Annotated in this window: 15 protein-coding genes and 1 tRNA gene; 8 read left to right on the top strand and 8 right to left on the bottom strand. The window is 64.3% G+C overall.

Annotated elements, in window-relative coordinates:
• Nucleotide 1: 1 nt before the first annotated feature.
• The 7 genes from UP10_RS02555 to UP10_RS02525 form a co-directional block, all read right to left on the bottom strand.
• Complete coding sequence (locus UP10_RS02555) at nucleotides 2-1,258, bottom strand: arsenic transporter (RefSeq protein WP_044585818.1); 1,257 nt, start codon at nucleotides 1,256-1,258, stop codon at nucleotides 2-4.
• Nucleotides 1,258-2,526 carry an MFS transporter gene (locus UP10_RS02550; protein ID WP_349643952.1) on the bottom strand — a complete coding sequence of 423 codons (1,269 nt, stop codon included), beginning with the start codon at nucleotides 2,524-2,526 and terminating at the stop codon, nucleotides 1,258-1,260. The genes UP10_RS02555 and UP10_RS02550 overlap by 1 nt, the downstream gene beginning before the upstream one ends.
• A 13-nt stretch (nucleotides 2,527-2,539) precedes the next feature.
• Entirely contained in the window at nucleotides 2,540-2,995 is a 456-nt protein-coding gene (locus UP10_RS02545; protein ID WP_082076980.1) for a DMT family transporter, read from the bottom strand.
• A gap of 17 nt (nucleotides 2,996-3,012) precedes the next feature.
• Nucleotides 3,013-4,122: a metallophosphoesterase family protein gene (locus UP10_RS02540; protein WP_044585816.1), complete on the bottom strand. Its 1,110-nt coding sequence runs from the start codon at nucleotides 4,120-4,122 to the stop codon at nucleotides 3,013-3,015.
• A 9-nt stretch (nucleotides 4,123-4,131) separates the two neighbouring features.
• Nucleotides 4,132-4,779: a hypothetical protein gene (locus UP10_RS02535; protein ID WP_044585815.1), complete on the bottom strand. Its 648-nt coding sequence runs from the start codon at nucleotides 4,777-4,779 to the stop codon at nucleotides 4,132-4,134.
• Between the two features lie 184 nt (nucleotides 4,780-4,963).
• A complete protein-coding gene (locus UP10_RS02530) occupies nucleotides 4,964-6,307 on the bottom strand; it encodes a sigma-54-dependent transcriptional regulator (RefSeq protein ID WP_044585814.1) in 1,344 nt (447 codons plus the stop codon).
• A complete protein-coding gene (locus tag UP10_RS02525; protein ID WP_050043548.1) occupies nucleotides 6,304-7,653 on the bottom strand; it encodes a sensor histidine kinase in 1,350 nt (449 codons plus the stop codon). The genes UP10_RS02530 and UP10_RS02525 overlap by 4 nt, the downstream gene beginning before the upstream one ends.
• A 318-nt stretch (nucleotides 7,654-7,971) precedes the next feature.
• Between UP10_RS02525 and UP10_RS02520 the strand changes: the two genes are divergently transcribed.
• Nucleotides 7,972-8,769 (top strand): lytic murein transglycosylase, encoded by a 798-nt coding sequence (locus UP10_RS02520; protein WP_044585812.1) that lies wholly within the window; start codon nucleotides 7,972-7,974, stop codon nucleotides 8,767-8,769.
• Nucleotides 8,770-8,843: 74 nt separating this feature from the next.
• Nucleotides 8,844-9,254, top strand: coding sequence for a hypothetical protein (locus UP10_RS02515; RefSeq protein WP_044585811.1), 411 nt, complete (start codon nucleotides 8,844-8,846; stop codon nucleotides 9,252-9,254).
• A gap of 73 nt (nucleotides 9,255-9,327) precedes the next feature.
• Here the strand turns inward: UP10_RS02515 and UP10_RS02510 are convergent, their stop codons facing one another.
• Nucleotides 9,328-9,714 (bottom strand): YciI family protein, encoded by a 387-nt coding sequence (locus UP10_RS02510; RefSeq protein ID WP_044585810.1) that lies wholly within the window; start codon nucleotides 9,712-9,714, stop codon nucleotides 9,328-9,330.
• 230 nt (nucleotides 9,715-9,944) lie between these two features.
• Between UP10_RS02510 and UP10_RS45115 the strand changes: the two genes are divergently transcribed.
• From UP10_RS45115 to UP10_RS02485, 6 genes are all read left to right on the top strand, one after another.
• Nucleotides 9,945-10,082: a hypothetical protein gene (locus tag UP10_RS45115; protein ID WP_197086728.1), complete on the top strand. Its 138-nt coding sequence runs from the start codon at nucleotides 9,945-9,947 to the stop codon at nucleotides 10,080-10,082.
• Nucleotides 10,083-10,516: 434 nt separating this feature from the next.
• A tRNA-Gly gene (locus tag UP10_RS02505) sits at nucleotides 10,517-10,590 on the top strand.
• 922 nt (nucleotides 10,591-11,512) lie between these two features.
• Nucleotides 11,513-13,816: a penicillin acylase family protein gene (locus UP10_RS42510; protein ID WP_082076959.1), complete on the top strand. Its 2,304-nt coding sequence runs from the start codon at nucleotides 11,513-11,515 to the stop codon at nucleotides 13,814-13,816.
• 64 nt (nucleotides 13,817-13,880) lie between these two features.
• Nucleotides 13,881-14,642, top strand: coding sequence for a GntR family transcriptional regulator (locus UP10_RS02495; protein WP_044585809.1), 762 nt, complete (start codon nucleotides 13,881-13,883; stop codon nucleotides 14,640-14,642).
• Nucleotides 14,643-14,742: 100 nt separating this feature from the next.
• Nucleotides 14,743-15,969 (top strand): aminotransferase class III-fold pyridoxal phosphate-dependent enzyme, encoded by a 1,227-nt coding sequence (locus UP10_RS02490; RefSeq protein WP_044585808.1) that lies wholly within the window; start codon nucleotides 14,743-14,745, stop codon nucleotides 15,967-15,969.
• Nucleotides 15,970-16,016: 47 nt separating this feature from the next.
• Nucleotides 16,017-17,573, top strand: coding sequence for an ABC transporter substrate-binding protein (locus UP10_RS02485; RefSeq protein ID WP_044585807.1), 1,557 nt, complete (start codon nucleotides 16,017-16,019; stop codon nucleotides 17,571-17,573).
• Nucleotides 17,574-17,614 lie beyond the last annotated feature (41 nt).

Here is a 17,614-nt window from a genome sequence, read left to right as displayed (position 1 = left end):
GTCAGGGCGAGACCAGCGAAAGCGCCAGCAGCGCGAGCAGCAGCGCGGGCGGCATCACCACGATGCCGAGCCGCAGGAAGCGGAGCGCGCCGACATGCTCGCCCTCGCGGCGCAGTGCGATCAGCCACAGGATGGTCGCAAGCGAGCCGGTCACCGAAAGGTTCGGACCGAGGTCGACGCCGATCAGGATCGCGCCGGTGATCTGATGCGACGCCTGTGCGGGCTGGGTGGTCGTCGCTGCGATCAGTCCCATCGGCAAATTGTTGACCAGGTTCGAGCCGAACGCTGCGATGATGCCGGCGTCCCAGAAGGTGGCACGGGGCGAGGTGGCCGCCGCTTGCTTCAGAATGTCGGCCAATGCGGGCAGCACGCCGGTATGGTTGAGGCCCTCGACCAGGATGAAGAGGCCGGCCACCAGCGGCAGCACGGACCACGACACATCGCGCAGCACCGGCAGCGGCGACTTTCGCCCGAGCAGCAGCACGATCGCGGTGACGATGGCGCCGCAAGCAAAAGTGGGTAACCCGAGATCGCGGCCGAGCGCAGACGCGGCGAGCAGAACGATCGCGGTGGCCGCGATGCCGCCGGCGACGATACCAGCACCGCGCGTCAAAGCAATCGGGGTCTCGTCGCTGTCGACGCGTCCCGCGAGGCTGTTGCGCTGGCTGAAACGGAGCAGGGCAAAGGTCACGACGATCGCGACCACGGAGGGCAGTGCGAAGTAATGCAGCCATTCGAGCAGCGTCGGCATCCGCTCGCCGAACACGACGAGGTTGGCCGGGTTGGAGATCGGCAGCACGAAGCTCGCCGCGTTGGCAATGAACGCGCAGACGAACAGATAGGGCAGCGGCTCGACCCTGGCGGCGCGGGTCGCGGCATAGACCGCCGGCGTCAGCACCACCGCGGTGGCGTCGTTCGACAGGAAGATCGTCACCAGGGTGCCGACGGCGTAGACGATCGCGAACAGTCGCGACGCCGAGTGGTGCGACCGCCGTACGGCCTGGACGGCAAGCCAATCGAACAGCCCTTCCTTGCGGGCGACCTCGGCGAGCAGCATCATTCCGATCAGGAAGAAGTAGACATCGACGCCTTTGCCGGCGGCCGCAGCCGCATCGCGCCACGGCAGCAGGCCGAAGGCAACCAGCAGCACCGCGCCGGTCACCGCCCAGATATATTCGGGCAAATTCCAGGGCCGCGCGACGACGCCGAGCGTGGCGAGGCCGGCGATGCCCCAAGTCGCAGTTGCCGATCCCAGCATCAGGCAGCTCCCGCGCCGGCAATGGCGGCATCGCGTTGCGTCGGTGCGGATGCGCCCGCGCAGGCCGGCTTGAGCAGCGGGGCAAACACGACCCACAATGCGACCGATACGGCGGCGAAGGCACCGAGGATGATGAACATCGGGCCGTAGCCGAACTCCTGCGCGATCCAGCCGCCGATCGCCGGGCTGAGCGATGCGCCGATGCCCTGAACCGTCATGACAGCGCCCTGGCCGGCGTTGACGCGGCCGGTGCCGTTGAGAATCCGCGCCACGAGGCCGGGCACCGCGACGCTCTGCAACCCTGCGCCGACGCCGTCGAGAATCTGCACCGGATAGACTCCCCATTTGTTCAATAGCCACGCCGCGATCACGCCGCGAATCGGAAGCGCAGCGAACGATACCAGCAGCACCAGCCAGTAGCCTTCCTTCTCGACCATCCGCATCGCGGCCAGTGAGGTCAGGATCATCGTGCCCTGGGCGATCACGATGGTCATCGCGACGAAGCTTGCGGGGTCGGCCTGCTTGTCGGCGACCACGGCCAGTCCATACAGCGGCAGCATCGCGGCGTTGCCGAGATGGAAGAAGAGGAGCGCGGCAGCGAGGATCAGCAGCGGCTTCGTCTCCAGCAGCACCTGAAGCCCGCTGGCCTTGCCGTGATCCTTGTCCTGTTGCTCGAGGCCGCGCGCGGCGTCATCGTCGATGGCATCGCTCGGGATCATCAGCACCGAGATGAGGGAGAGCACGCCGAAGGCCGCGGCGAGCCAGAACACGGCCGAAAAGCCGTAGAGCCAGCCAAGCAGGCCGGAGAGCCCGGCGCCGACCATGTTGCCGGCATGATTGAGCGCCTGGTTCTTGCCGATCTGACGATTGAAGCCGGCCTGGCGGACGATGCCGAGCGTAATGCCGGCGACCGCGGGGCCGATCGCTGCACCCGCGATCGCGGTCGCGACCTGCGAGGCTGCGACGAGCCAGAATTGCTGCGACAGCAGCACGATACCCGTTGCGATGACGGTGCAGATCCCGGGGATGATAACGAACAGCTTCTTGCTGCGCGTCGCGTCGATCAGGGCGCCCGCCGGTGTCGTCATCAACATGCCGGCGATGCCGCCCGCGGTCATCACGGTGCCGATCCAGCCGCTCTGCCAGCCACGCGCGAGCAGGAACACGCCGAGGAACGGGCCGATGCCCGCCTGCATGTCCGCCATGAAGAAGTTCAGCGCCAGCAACGGCCTTAGCGCGCTTTGCTGTCTCGAAGCATCGTCCGCCACGTGCAGTCTCCTTTCAGAACTTCGAGATCAGGGCAATGCCGGCCACCATCAGCGCCGCACCCGCGATCCGGCCGAGGCTCAGTTCGTGCGCGGGCATGCCGAACATCCCGAATTTGTCCACGGCAAGCGACATCAGGATGTTGGCGGTGATCGTGAGTCCGGCGAACGCGCCCGCACCGACGGTTCCGACGAACAGCAGGCCGGCGATGACCGCAAACGCACCGATCACGCCGCCGAGCGGCGCCCACCACGGCATCGCCGCGAGGCCTTGCGCTGACGGCAATGGCGAAGGCAGGCAGAGCAACAGGCAGCTCAGCAGGGCAATGACCGGAAGGAACGACACCAGGCTGGCGAGCCAGGGATTTTCCAGCGCCCCGCGCAGTGCGTTGTTCATCGGTGGACCCCATGCCTGCAATGCGCCGGCAGCGAGGATGATCGGATAGAGCCAGAAAGCGCTAATATTCTGCATCGTCGTCCTCGCTCCCGTCACCACTTCCGACCATGACGGTTGGGGCCCAATTGCGTTCCGAACAAATGACGCTCGGGCCACGCTCCGATCGCGTTGCTGTCGCTTCCGGTCGATCTCCAGTCAAGGTCGCCAGCATCATCGTACGCAATGGTATCGGTGTCGCTCTCGTCACGCTGATCGGTTACGCACACTTCGATACGAAAACGCTGCCGGTCGACGTCAAGCGGAGCTGTGAACAGGCCGCGCTCGCCCATCGACATCGGCTGCCACGGACCTTCGTCGACGCGAAACTGCGCACGCACGACAGGCGCTGCACCCCATGCACAGGCGCGCACCTCGCGCGCCCTTTCGGTTTGATGGCCGCGCAGCGCCAGACGTCGGTCGGCAGGCGAGGTAATCATCACGAACGGCCATGATGATTCGAGCGGCTTGAAGCGCCAGCTCACCACGTTGCCGTCGACTGCGGCGAAGCTGAAGCCGACCGGGCCTTCCTCGATCTGACCGGTCGATCGCGTCGCCGCGTAGATGGTGCGCCCATCGTGGGCGATTTCGTTGTAGTGGGTGTGGCCCATGGCAACGAGAACGGTACTGCTCTGGTCCAGAAGCTGTGTCAGCTCCTCCGCCTCTTCGCCGAGATCGGCCGGATAGGCATGCATGAAGACCACGCAGGCGTTGCCGTCCTGCTTCGCGGCCTCGAGTTGATCTTTCAACCAGGCGAACTGGTCGGACCCGAGTTTGAAATCGGGGCCGCCGGTGCCCTGCGTGACGACATCGAGGAACAGGCAGCGGCAGCCGCGGACCTCCTCGACGTAGGGCAGTTTACGCGCGTTCAGGCCGCGGTAAAAACTCTCCAGCGACCGCGGCTTGAAATCGTGGTCACCGGGGATCGCATGCCAGTGCAGCCGAAGCTCGTTCAACCCGCCACGCACCAGGCTGAACTGATCGTCAGTTCCGTCGTCCGCGTTGTCGCCGGGCAGATAGACGAAGTCGAGCATGCTGCCGGCATGGCGATTGAGCTCGTGAACAATGCGTACGAAATCCTGGCGGTTCTGCAGGCCGTCCCCGGTCAGATGCAGGTCTCCGATCTGCACGAAACGCAGCGGCAGGTTGTTTGCGGCACTCGTCATGTCTCATCCTTACGTGTGATGGCCGCAGTCGCGCTTTTCGTGGTGCTTCGGTTTCTTGTGATCGGGACCATGCTTCGGCTTCTTGTGATCCGGTCCATGCTTGGGTTTCACCGCCTTGAGGGTGTCGGCGGACGGGCCGATCTCCTTCGCCTCGATCACGGTGCCGAATGACGTCGTCGCGCCTTCGCCCTTCGCCGCGATCTTGCGGCCGGCGACGAACAGGTCGGCCAGTCGCTCGGCCTCGTGCGGCGGCAGCCGGATGATACGGCCGTCTTCCAGCACCGCGCCGCGGGTCTCGCCCTTCGGTCCGTGGATCGGCTGCCGTACGATGCCTTGCACGGCCATCGGTGCGTGCTCGGCCGGTTCGAATTCATGGTCGCCGGGACGCTTGTCCGGACCCTCGTCGAGCAGGCGGCCCTTGGCGGTGTCGATCGCGACGGCGGAGATCATGCGCGTGGCGCGCGGACGGACGCCGCGAACCCGCACCTCGCTTCCCGGCCGCACGTCGCGCAGCAGGCGCGGCGAAAGATGCGGAGGCACGTGGACCTCGCAGCCGTCGGTCATCAGGAAGCCGTCGGCCTCGCCGTGCTTGTTGACGAGAAACAGATCGACGGTGCCTTTGACTTCCGGCAGGTGGTCGGGATCAATCCAGTGCATGTGCGCTCCTCGTCAGGTGATGATGTCGACGACCTCATCGCAAGGCGCGTGCCACTGGGCGCTGGATTGAATCTGCTCGGTTTTTTCGGATGTTACGGCGGCGGACCGCGTCGGATAACCGGACAGTCCGTCGTGAATGCGGACGTCACGACGTCGAGGGGACCAGCGCGGGCCGGACAATGCCCTAGGCGCGCCCGGTATCGCCCAGGCCGTATTTGGCGAGCTTGCTGTGCAGGAGCTGGCGATGGATGCCAAGCTTCCTTGCGGCTTCCGCGCGATTGCCGCGACTTTGCGCCAGCGCGTCCGCGATCATCTTACGCTCGAGCCCTTCGAGGGCGGAGGGAAGGTCGGCCGTTTCGGTGGTAATGGTTGGCTGCGAATCCCGGGCGCCGAGGAAATCGAGATCGTCAGATTCCAGAATGTCGCCGCGACAGAAGATGGCGGCGCGCTCCATGGCGTTGCGCAGTTCGCGGATATTGCCGGGCCAAGGATGGACCGCGATGCGTTGCACGGCCTGCGCCGACAGCGCGATCGGACGATCGGCGGAGAGGCGGAGGAAATGCTGTGCCAGAGGCAGAATGTCTTCGGCGCGGTCGCGCAGCGGCTGGAGCGCAATCGGCACCACATTCAGCCGATAGAACAGGTCCTCGCGGAATTTGCCCTGGCTGACCCATTGCGGGAGGTCACGGTGGGTTGCGGCGGCGATACGCACGTCGACCGGCTGTGGCCGTCCACCGACCGGCGTGACGACGCGTTCCTGGATGGCGCGGAGGATCTTCGCCTGCATGGCGAGGTCCATGTCGCCGATCTCGTCGAGAAACAGCGTGCCGCCGCCGGCATCGCGGAATGCGCCCTTGCGCTCGGTGACCGCCCCGGTGAAGGCGCCCCTGACGTGTCCGAACAGCTCGCTTTCGAGCAGATCGGCCGGAATCGCCGCGCAGTTCAGCGCAACGAAGGGCCCGTCCGATCGCGCGCCGGCATGATGGATCGTGCGGGCAACGACTTCCTTTCCGGTCCCGGTTTCGCCGGTGATCAGCACCGTGGTGTCACTGTCGGCGACGAGGCCGATGATCTTCTGCACAGCGCGCATGCTCGCGCTCGATCCGATCAGCTCGTCGCCCGATGAGAGGCGATCGGCCTGTTTCGGCATCGTGCTGGTGCTGGACCGCGACCGGACCATGCGCCGCAGCAGCGAGGCGAGGTCATCACGGCCGACCGGTTTCGTCACATGGTCGAATGCGCCAAGCCGCATCGCCTCGATGGTGTTCGCGGCGGTCGCATAGGCCGTCATGATCGCAACCGGCGGCGAAATTGTCTCAGCCTCACGCAATCGCTTGAGAACGTCGAGACCGCTGATGTCGGGCATCCGCAAATCGAGCAGCACGGCGTCGGGCCGGCTTGTTGCCGCGAGAGCCAGCGCTTCGTGTCCGGTGGAAGCCGTTGTTGTCCGATAGCCGAGGTCGCGCACGGTTTCACACAATGCGTCGCGAAGCGCCTTGTCGTCGTCGACGATCAGGACGTGGGTCATGTGGGCGCCTCGTTGGGAAGCTCGATCGAAAAGGTGGTTCCGTCTACTCGATGTGTCACCGTGACGCGACCGCCATGAGCCTCGGCGATCTCGCGAACGATGGCGAGGCCAAGTCCCGTTCCGTCGGGCCTGCCAGTTGCAAACGGCTCGAACAGATGATCGCGGACACCGGCTATCACGCCGCTGCCATGATCGGCGACCGAGATTACGAGCCCGGAGCCGTTCGCGGCGGCGGTGAGCATGATGGCCGTTCCGTCCGGCGAGTTCTGGATCGCATTCAGGATCAGATTGTCCAGGGCACGGCCGACCTGCGCGGCATCGAGGCAGGGCGCGGGATCGAGCATCGCCGGCGCATCGACCATGATCGGCCGCCGTCCGGCCTGTTCGGTGAACAGCGAGGCGTGCCGCGCCAGAAGGCCCTTGATGTCGGAGACCGTCGCGCGGCGGATCTCAGAGCGTTGCACCGATCGCAAAAGGTTTTGCAGCAACTGATCCATCCGTGCCACCTGGTCGATGACCACGCGCAAGGCATCCCTGGCGCGGGCCGGGTCGGCATGTTCGGTGAGCGCATTTTCGGCCTTTAGCCGCATCGCGGCCATCGGGTTCCGGATCTCGTGAGCGACACCGGCCGCGACGCGGCCGAGTGCCGCGAGTCGTTCGCCTTCGGCGGCACGCCGACGTGCATCGGCGGCCTTGGCGCCGGCGCCGTTGATCGCATCGACGATGCGGTCGAGGTCGCGCTGCCCGGTCAGCGCGAGTGTCGGCAAATCGGCCGATCCACCGGCAAGCGCCTGCTCGATCGACCGCAGCCTTCGCGACCAGCGCCAGAGCACGCGCGCGAGCAGCGCCGCCGATCCAAGCAGGACGACAAGCAGCAGGCCGAGGCCGGTGGTGGCAAGCAGGAAAGGCCGGCCACCGACGGTGACGACGCGCGTCATTGTCCACGCGGCGCGGCCGGACTTGTCCGCAAAGGGGCAGCCCTGGAGCAGCAGGACCTGTGACGGCGCATCGCGCTGCCATGCGACCGGGCGCTCGGCGGTCGCCGCGCGCTCGGCGACCTCGCGGATCGTGGGCTCCTCGGCCTTCGGCAGGTCGGTCTTCCGGCCGCTGCCTTCGTAGCTCGGGAATGCATAGGCGAGGGAGCCAGCGTTGACCTGCCAGACGCCTCCCTCGACGCCAGGGAAGCCGTCAAGCGCGTGGGACACCACTCCGGCCGTGTCACCGGCGGGAGCATTCGTGGGCAGGGCGCCGGCTTCGCGCAGGATCGAATCGCAGGCGCGGGCCAGCGTCGACGCGGCGCGATCGGTACGCTGGCTGCTGGTCTCCTTGTAGAGGGCGACCAGCATCGCCCCGACCACGATTGCCGCGATCAGGAACAGGCCCCAGCACAGGGCAAACCAGCCGACGATCGAGCGCGGAGAGAGCAGGGTGCGTGCCTAACCCAATGGTGTTGTGGATAAAACGCGTCGGGTTCCCTATGGTTCCCTGAATCGACGCCCGCTTTGCCGCCAACGACCGTGATACATCGCGCGGCCGTTTGAAATGGAGGAACGGTCGGCGGTCCGGATATGATGGCTCGCCGTTCATGATCGGGTCATATGTCGTCGGCCATCGTCAGCGCCGCCTCGCCGAGGCGAGAGGCACCAATGCGGAGGAGTTTTCGGATGACCAGCGGCAGACAGCTTGCGACGTCGGCGCTCGCGGCCATCGCGCTCGTTGCAGCGCTGGGCACACAAGGCCACGCCGCGCAGTGCGGCAACGGCCCGGGTGGCTTCGAGACCTGGAAGCGGCAGTTCGCCGAGGAAGCCGGCGCCAAGGGCGTCGGCCAGACCGCGATCGGCGCGTTGATGGGCGCGAACTACGCCAGTGCGACGATTGCCGCCGACCGCAGCCAGCACAGTTTCAGCCTGTCGCTCGAGGCGTTCATGGCCAAGCGGGGGGCTGCGACCATCGTGTCGCGCGGCCGCTCGCTCAAGCAGTCGCAGGCGGCGCTGTTCGCCTCGATCCAGCAGCGCACCGGCGTGCCGCCGGGGCCGCTGATCGCGATCTGGGGCATGGAAACCGGGTTCGGCAGCCAGCGCGGCAATCAGAACATGCTGTCGTCGATCGCGACGCTTGCCTATGACTGCCGCCGTCCGGAGTTCTTCACCGAGCAGCTCTATGCCGCGTTGAAGCTGATCGACCGCGGTTCGCTTTCCGGAGCCACGCGCGGCTCGATGCATGGCGAAGTCGGTCAGACCCAGTTCATGCCGAAGAACATCCTGGCCTACGGCAGCGGCAATCTCGACGTCGCCGCCAATGCGCTGAGCTCGACGGCGAATTTCCTGCGCGCCAATGGCTGGCGCGCCGGCGCGGGCTATCAGCCCGGGGAAGCCAACTTCGCGGCGATCGAGGCGTGGAACGCCGCGCAGGTCTACCAGAAGGCGATCGCCATCATGGGACGGCAGATCGACGGCCAGTAGGTTCCTTCACCGCTTGTTAACGCAACGGTGCCCTGATCGTCAGCGATCAAACGGAGCGGCCAGAGACCGGCGCCATGCTCAAGAACGGCACCTATGCGGCGTGGTTTCGGACGTCGCTCGCGGACGGCACAGGCGTCGTGCATGTGGCCGACGGCAAGCTGTGGGGCAGCGACAGCATCATGACTTATGACGGCACCGTCGAGGCCGATGGTGATCGCTTCTCCGTTGTTCTCACCGCCAAGCGGCACACCGCCGGGCACGCAACCGTGTTCGGCACCGACGACCTCGTGGTGCGGCTCGAGGGCGCCTGGAACGGTCCGATCGCGACCTGTACGGGACGGGCCGATGCGGTGCCCGATCTCGCCTTCGAGGTGACGCTGATCCCCAGTCACGAGGTGCCGCTCGCGCCGGAGGCGAACGGGCCAGCGCCGAAGTTCGACGCCAGCAAGCTTCCGAAGCTGCCGAGATTGCCCGGCGATCGCTGAGCGGCTTTCTTCACTGCGCCGGCCGACACGAAAGACGTGCCTGTTGCGCGCGTCGATCCGGTCGGTTCGTGCTTCAGATGCCGCGGGGGCGCGCAGTCTCTGGAAACGGCGAGCCCGGAACATAGAGCTTGATGGCGCGGATCTCATAGACCACCGTCGGATTGACGCTGCGCAGATCTCGCGCGACCGCGATCGCCGCGTCCATATCGGCACAATCGATCATGTGGATACCGAGCAACTGCTCCTTCGTTTCGGCGAACGGGCCATCGATCACCGTGCCGCTTCCGGGTCCGCGCAAAGTGCGGGCGTTGCGGGTATCGCCGAGCCGTGCGGCCGGGCCGAGTTGATCCTTCAGCCGTTCACGAACCGCCTGTACACGTGCGAAGGCGGAGGCGTCCTCTTCGGCGGTCCATGACCTGGTCTCGGCTTCGACGTGGTAGGCCAGAATGGCATAAAGCATCGGCAACGCTCCTCCGTGTTGATGCGGCTGGCCAAAGGACGGACCAAAGGCGGCCCAGCCGACATTTCATCCCTCACGGATCGAACAGTTTTTGTGTTGCGGCAAGCCCTCACGAAACCGTCCGGAAACACGATAGTGGCGCCTCACACTTGAACGCGCGGTTTGGCTTGCACGACTGATGGGCAGACGCGGCCACCGCGCAGGCTCAAACAGCAGTCTTGGAGAGCATCATGCCACGCAAGCCAGGGACCATCATCTGCGACGCCGAGAGGATGCCTGCATTGCAGGCCGCTGACTGGAACGAGGTTTCCGGCCATCACCGCTATTACGGCAGCACCGCCTTCAATGGCGGCGAGCCCTTGTCGTGAGGCGGCGCGGCTGGCTTCCGCGCTGGCTCCGCTCCTTCTTCCGGGCGGGTCGCTGAAGTCGGCCGAAAACAGCAGATGCGAATCGCCTGCGACCGCGCAGCAAAAAGCGCGGCGGGATTGCTCCCGCCGCGCCCTGTTATGTTGTCTCGCTGGTCCAGGGCTGAGAGCGCCCCGATGCCAGGCTCATAGCTCAAAGCCTAGCGGGCGATCCCAGCGAGGTGACAGCGCTTGAGTGAAGACACTGGATCACCTCCTTTCGTTGGTTACGGTGATTTCAATATAGACAGCGAATCTGCCGTTGTTAAGGCCACAAGTGGCCGGGCGGACGAGGGAACAGGGGTGGATTGCGCGGAAATGAGGGCCGTTCGCCGGGAATAAGACCTCCGCCGGGGCAGTTGAGGCGGCCGCCCGGCCGTGTTAGGTGATCGCGCGACGCGGGTGTAGCTCAATGGTAGAGCAGCAGCCTTCCAAGCTGAATACGAGGGTTCGATTCCCTTCACCCGCTCCAGCCTTTTCACCTGTGTTTCGGGCCGCTCACAAAGACTTAGCGCAGGGGTCGGGCTTCATTCTGACAAATGGGCTGCTTTTACACGTTCTGATACTCGCTTTCCGATCGAATGTTTCGCATGTCTCTTGATACCCTTCGTACTCCCCGTACTGTTCTAGACCAATGGTACGAGCTCATCAAAATCGAGTTTCTTGGTTTGGAGAAGAGGTGCTGAACGCGCGTGTGTAAATCGGCGACGGTGGCGTAGAACTAGGATAGGTCGAACGCAGGGCTTGCAAAAATTTGCGCAAATGAAGTGGTCAGACGATCGGTCGCGATCTGCCCGCCATTGGTCCAATGATGGATTGGACCGAGAGTTTAGGTTTTTCAATTGGTCAGAGGGTCACGCGTGCACAACGTGTGCACCGGGAGATCAGGAAAAATCTTGCAACATCCAACGTGAGCAAGCTTTCTGAAGTGAGCGGGGGCGGTCGCGGAAAGCGCCGCTTTTCGCCGTGCATTCGCGCAGCTAACGGCAACGCGGACGTCGTCAACGGCGACGTCACTGACGACAACGTGGGATAGTCAACAACACGCCGGCGACGATCAATGATCCTGCGCTAGTCTAGCGGCCACCAACCCTTGGTGCGGCGCAGCTGACTTCGTCCCTGTCGGATCGCTCTGATGGCCTTTTGCAGGAAACGCGCAAAGATCGACGTGGCCGGAGTGACCGCGCGCCCGGATCGCATGATCAGATGTCGCGTGAGATCGCCGCCTCGAGAGGCTCGCCCGCGATGTAGAGCGCCCGCCCACGCATAAGTCTTACCGAACCGGGCCAGAGCAGCAATTCAAGAAGTTACTGGGATAATATATGATATATTGGAGTCCACCGGCCGTGCCGCTGGCACGCTGACGACGCGCCATACGAGCCTGGAAGGGATTAATGGCAAACACGATCGATTTCAGCTCGAAGGATTATTTGCCGGATCTGGATAGCGCGGCGGTTGTGCCCGGGCTCTCCGCGGCTGTTGATCTCCGCCGCGACGCCTGGGGCATACCGCATATCCGCGCGGCCTCCACCACCGACGGTTTCGCCGGGCTCGGCTTCGCCCATGCGCAGGACCGGCTCTGGCAGATGGAAGCGCTGCTGCGTCGAGGTACCGGGCGCTATGCGGAGTGGGTCGGAAAGCCGGCCATTGCCGCTGACATCCTGGCGCGCCAGCTCAACACCACGGGCGCCTCGAAGCGCGATTTCACCCTGCTCAATGCCGAAACAAAGGCAATGCTTGAAGCCTATGCGCGCGGTGTTAATGCCTTCATCGCGCTTGGCACTTGGCCTGCGGAATACGCTCTTCTGGGCGCGAAGCCCTCGGCCTGGGAGCCGTGGCATTCGATGGCGGTGATGCGCCAGATCGGCTTCCTGATGGGGTCGGTGTGGTGGAAATTGTGGCGAGCGGCGGCGTTGCCCATCGTTGGCGCTGGCGAAATCGGAAAGCTGCGTTTTGACGACGGCGGCGACGACATGTTGTGCATTCCGCCGGGTGCGGAAGGCGAGCGGTATCTCGCGGCCTTGGCCGACCTCAAGCCCGGACTGGAGGCGATGCTGGCTACCGGCAACTATCAGGCGGAAGCCGAAGTCGCCGGCGGCAGCAACAACTGGGTGCTGTCGTCGCAGCGCACCGCCACCGGCCGTCCGCTGCTGGCGGGCGATCCGCACCGCGTGCTGGAAATGCCAAGCATGTACTATCAGGCGCATCTGGCCTGCGACGAGTTCGACGCCGTCGGCCTTTCCGTGCCGGGCGCGCCGGGCTTTCCCAATTTCGGTCATAACGGCAAGGTGGCGTGGTGCGTCACCCATGCCTTTGTCGACATTCATGATCTCTATATCGAGCGCTTCGATGCTGCGGTCGAAAACACCGCCTTCAAGGGCGGCTGGTCGCCGGTCACTCATCGTGCGGAGACCATTTCTGTGCGCGGCGAGGCTGATGTGGTGATCGACGTGGTGGAGACAATGCACGGTCCGGTCATAGTCGGCGACCCCAAGGCCGGCACTGCTTTAGTGCTGCGTTCCATGCAATTCGCAGAACCCGACACCTCGTTCGACTGCACATTGAAAGTGCTGCGTTCTAACACGGTCGAAGAGCTATACGAGGCCGGCGCTGAATGGGGCCTGATGGATCACAATCTGGTCGCCGCCGATATCAAGGGTCAGATCGGTAACCGCGTTCGCGCCAAGGTGCCTGTGCGCCCGCGCGCCAATGGCTGGCTGCCTGTGCCGGGCTGGACCGGCGAGCACGAGTGGAAGGGGATAATCCCGTTCGCAGACATGCCGTGCACCATTGATCCGGTCGAGCACGTCATCGTCACCGCGAACAACCGCGTGATCGAGAATGGCACTCATTATTTTTGCACCGACGCCATGCCGCCGCACCGCACGCGGCGGATCTGGCAGTGCCTCGCCGGGCTGACGAAAGCGACGGTGGAGGACATGGCGTCGATTCATCGCGATACGCTCAGCGTGGTGGCGATCGAGTTTCGCGACCGGATCCGCAACGTCGCAGTCACTGGAGAAGCTCTGGTCCTGCGCGACCGCATTCTCGACTGGGACGGCGCGATGGACGCACAGTCCAAGGCCGCGGTCGCCTATGTGGCCCTGCGCACCGCGCTGACCAAACTGGTCGCGGACAAAAGCGGCGTCCGTGCAGTGTCCGAGAGTCCGTACACCAAGGTGCCGCCGGGGATCTTTGGCGAGAGCCAGATATGGTGGACCGTGCCGCAGCTTTTGCGCGCGAACGATACCGGCCTGCTGAAGGGCGCCTCATGGGACGAGTTGCTGGCACAGGCGCTGGTTGACGCGGCGAGGGATTGCCCCGCGGAAGACTGGGCCGCGGTTCACCGGCCGATCCTGCGTCATCCGCTGTCGGCGATCCATCCGGAGTATGCCGCATCGCTCGACAAGCCCTGCGGATTGCTCGGCGGCGACAATGATACCCCGTTCGCCACCGGCTATATTGCTCGGCTTGGCGCCAAGGCGACCTATGCGGCATTGTCGCGCTACGTGTTCGACGTCGGCGCCTGGGACAATTGCCAGTGGATCGTGTTCCACGGCGCGTCCGGCCATACGGCCAGCCCGAGCTACGACAACCAGAATGCCGCTTGGGCAGAAGGAAAAATGGTCTCGATGCTATATGACTGGAAGCAGATCGAGTCGTCGGCCACGTCGCATCAGCAATTGCGCCCGGCGTGACGGCCGGAGATGATTTGGTGGGCGACGGCTTGTGGACGAGTCGCGATTTACTTCCTGAGGCACGATGCTCAAAGGCCTGAAAGTCAGCAACCGGGATAACCTCACTTCGCGGGTCTATGACCAGATGCGGATCGGGTTGATGTCTGGCAATTTCTGGCCTGGCCAGCGCCTGCGGGTGCGCGAGGTGGCGGCGGCCATGCAGGTCAGCGACACGCCGGTGCGCGAGGCGATGATGCAGCTGGTCCGCGAAGGCGGACTGGAAATGCGGTCGGGCGCGACCATCAACGTCGTCAAGCTGTCGCGCGCGCGCTATCTCGAACTGCGCGAAATCCGCTTCCTGCTGGAAGGCATGGCGACCGAGAAGGCGACGCCGCGGATGACCCCGGCCATGATCGCGCAACTGGAGATCCTGCACGCGCAGCTGATCGAGGCTGAGCAGACGGCGGACTATGAAGCAGCGACGCTCACCAACTACCAGTTCCATTTTCTGGTGTACCGCGCCTCGGGCATCGAGGACTTGGTCTCGATTCTGGAAAGCATCTGGCTGCGACACGGGCCGATGCTCAAGCTGTTGTATCCACACGCGCCGCCCGCCTATCCGGTGCGGCACCAGCATTTGAATTTGATGGACGCGCTGCGCAGCAACGACGCGGCGCTGGCGCGTCATGCGATCCTCGCCGACATTATCGAGGGCGGCAAAGCGATGGTCGACCTGCTCGAGCAGATCGAAGACGGCCGTGCCGTCATGGTGGAGACCGCGCAGGGCGTCGTCGAATTGCAATTTAGCCAGCGCGCGGCGTCTTCGGGCAAAACAAGCGCAGCTTGAGCGTCTTTTCATCCGGTTCTGCCGCCAATGACGTCAGGGTGATGCTTGCCGCCAAGAATATATCATATATCCTCGCGCTGACGATGGAGCATGGTAGCTGATGACGAGTGACCTCCGCCCGATCGACAAGAGCCTTCGTGACCGCGCCAGCCGCGTCGTGCCCGGTGGCATGTATGGCCATATGCGCGCCAGCGGTCTGCCGGACGGCTATCCGCAGTTCTTCGCCCGCGGCGAGGGCTGCCATATCTGGGATGTGGACGGTCGCAAATACCTCGATTTCATGTGCAGCTGGGGCCCGATCGTGCTCGGGCACCATCATCCGGTGGTGGACGCTGCGGCGCGCAGGCAGATGGAGCAGGGCGACGTCCTCAACGGACCATCCGAGCGCATGGTCGAGCTGGCGGAGCGCGTGGTTGGCCTCGTCACCCATGCCGACTGGGCACTATTTTCCAAGAACGGCACCGACGCCACAACCACCTGCGTGACGCTGGCGCGCGGAGCGACCGGCAAGCGCAAGGCGTTGCTGGCCAAGGGCGCCTATCACGGCGCCGTTCCGTGGTGCTCGCCGCATCCCTACGGCGTAATGTCCGAGGATCGTGCCCACATCCTGTATTTCGACTACAACGACGTGGCCAGCCTTGAGGCCGCGGTGACGCAGGCGGGCGATGATCTCGCGGCCATCGTGGTGTCGGCGTTCAAACATGACTACGGCCAGCATCAAGAATTGCCGGATCTGGCGTTCGCGCAGCGTGCACGGGCGTTGTGCGATGCCAACGATGCGGCTTTGATCCTCGATGACGTTCGCGCCGGCTTCCGGCTAACGCTGCATGGCAGTTGGGACCAGATCGGTGTGCAACCGGATCTCAGTGCCTGGAGCAAGGCGATCGCCAACGGTTACGCGCTTTCTGCAGTGATGGGCAACGACCGGTTTCGCGACGCGGCGGCGGCGCTGTTCGCGACCGGCTCGTTCTGGTGCGGTGCCGTCTCGATGGCCGCGTCACTGGCGACCCTGGATGTGCTGGAAGCGGAGAGCGGCCCCGAGCACATGCGCGCGATGGGACAGCGGCTGCGCGACGGCATCGCCGAGCAAGCACGGCGCTACAATCTCGGCGTCCGCCAGAGCGGTCCGGTGCAGATGCCGACCATCCTGTTCGAGGACGACGCCGATTACGCCAGAGGCAACCGCTTCACCCAGGAGACGCTGAAGCGTGGCGTCTATATGCACCCCAAGCACAACATGTTTCTCTCCGTCGCCCATACCGCAGCGGATATCGATCATGCGTTGTCGGTGACCGACGATGCCTTCAAGATCGTGGCGGGGCTCTAGATTGCAGGCGTAAACGGAATTTGCGGCGAACACTCGGGAGCAGGCGAATGAAGCAGAAACTCGCTCGACGCGGCGTTGCAGTGGCCCTGGCCGTGGTCCTCGGAGTTTCACTCGGCGCCGCCAACGCGCAAACGCCAAAGAAGGGCGGCACGCTGGTCTATGCCAGCGTATCCGGTCCGGGCACGCTGGATCCCTATATGGCCTCCAGCGCTGTCGAGCTCGAAGTCATCAATAACATCTTCGAAGGCCTGGTGACCCTCGACAACGCCAACGCCACCAAACCGATGCTGGCGTCGAAAGCCACCGCCTCCGCCGATTTCAAGACCTACTCGTTCGAACTGCGAAAAGGGGTCAAATTTCACAACGGCCAGGAGATGACGTCGGCCGACGTCAAGGCGTCGTTCGAGCGCTACAAGCGCATCAGTCCCAACGCCAAGAATCTCGATGCCGTCGATCATTTCGACACGCCGGATCCCTACAGCTTCGTGATCGTGCTGAAGGAGCCCAATGTCGTGCTGCTCGACATCATCAAGTCGCCGATCTATCCGTTGATGATCCTGCCGGCGTCGCAGAAGGACAAGCCGGCCCGCGATATCGAGGTGATCGGAACTGGCCCCTACAAGCTCGGCGAATGGGTCAAGGACAGCCACATCATCATCACCCGCTTTGACGACTACACCGCCGACACCAGCGCGCCGGGCCGCGACGGCTATGCCGGCCGCAAGACCGTCTATCTCGATGCGGTGCGCTACCGCTTCATGCCGGAGATCACGACGCGTATCGCCGCTTTGCAGAACGGCGAGGCGCAGCTGATCTCCAGCGTCCCGCCCGACCTCAGCGCCAAGATCACCGAGCGCAAGGATCTGGCGATCCGCGAAGTATTTCCGACACTCGGCAGCTACATCATCGTCAATTCGCAGAAGGGCCTTACCGCGAATGTGCTGATTCGCCAGGCGATTGCCGCGGCGATCAATGTCGATGAGATCATCGAAGGCGCCGGTGGGCTCAACAAGCGCAATCCCTGGATGTCGTTTCCCGGCACGCCTTACTTCCTCGGTGATACCGCGCCCACCCCCTGGTATGACATCAAGAATCCGGCCAAGGCCAAGGAATTGCTGAATCAGGCCGGCTACAAGGGTGAAAAGATCATCATCGAGACCAACAGCAACTATCAGTGGATGCGCGACACCATGCTGATCGTCGCCGAGCAGCTGAAGGCCGCCGGCATGACCGTCGATGTTCAGGTCACCGACTGGACCACAAACGCGTCGCACATGCAGCAAGGCACCGGTGACTGGAACCTGTCGACCACGGCGTTCGGCCCCGATCACATTCTCGGGCCGCAGCAGTGGCGGCCGATGCTCTACACGTTCCCGCACATCACCGGCAACGACGTCATCGACAAGGCCTATGCCGAGTTCTTCCAGGGTCCGACGCTGGAAGCGCGACGCGCCAGCTGGCTGACGATCCAGAAAGAAGTGTTGGGTGGCGGCTATCTCGTCAAGATCGCAGATACCGGCCGGCTGAGCGGCTATTCGAAGAAACTGCAGGGCCAGAACGACTACGCCGGCATCCTGCAGCTATGGGATCTGTGGCTCAATTGATGCGTAGCATCGGCCGGCTCCCGATGATCGGTCGGAGGAGG

Origin of the sequence: Bradyrhizobium sp. LTSPM299 (assembly GCF_000938235.1) — a bacterium.
GTDB lineage: Bacteria > Pseudomonadota > Alphaproteobacteria > Rhizobiales > Xanthobacteraceae > Bradyrhizobium.
Note: the sequence above shows the minus strand (reverse complement) of the source record. Positions and strands in the feature narration are given on the sequence as shown.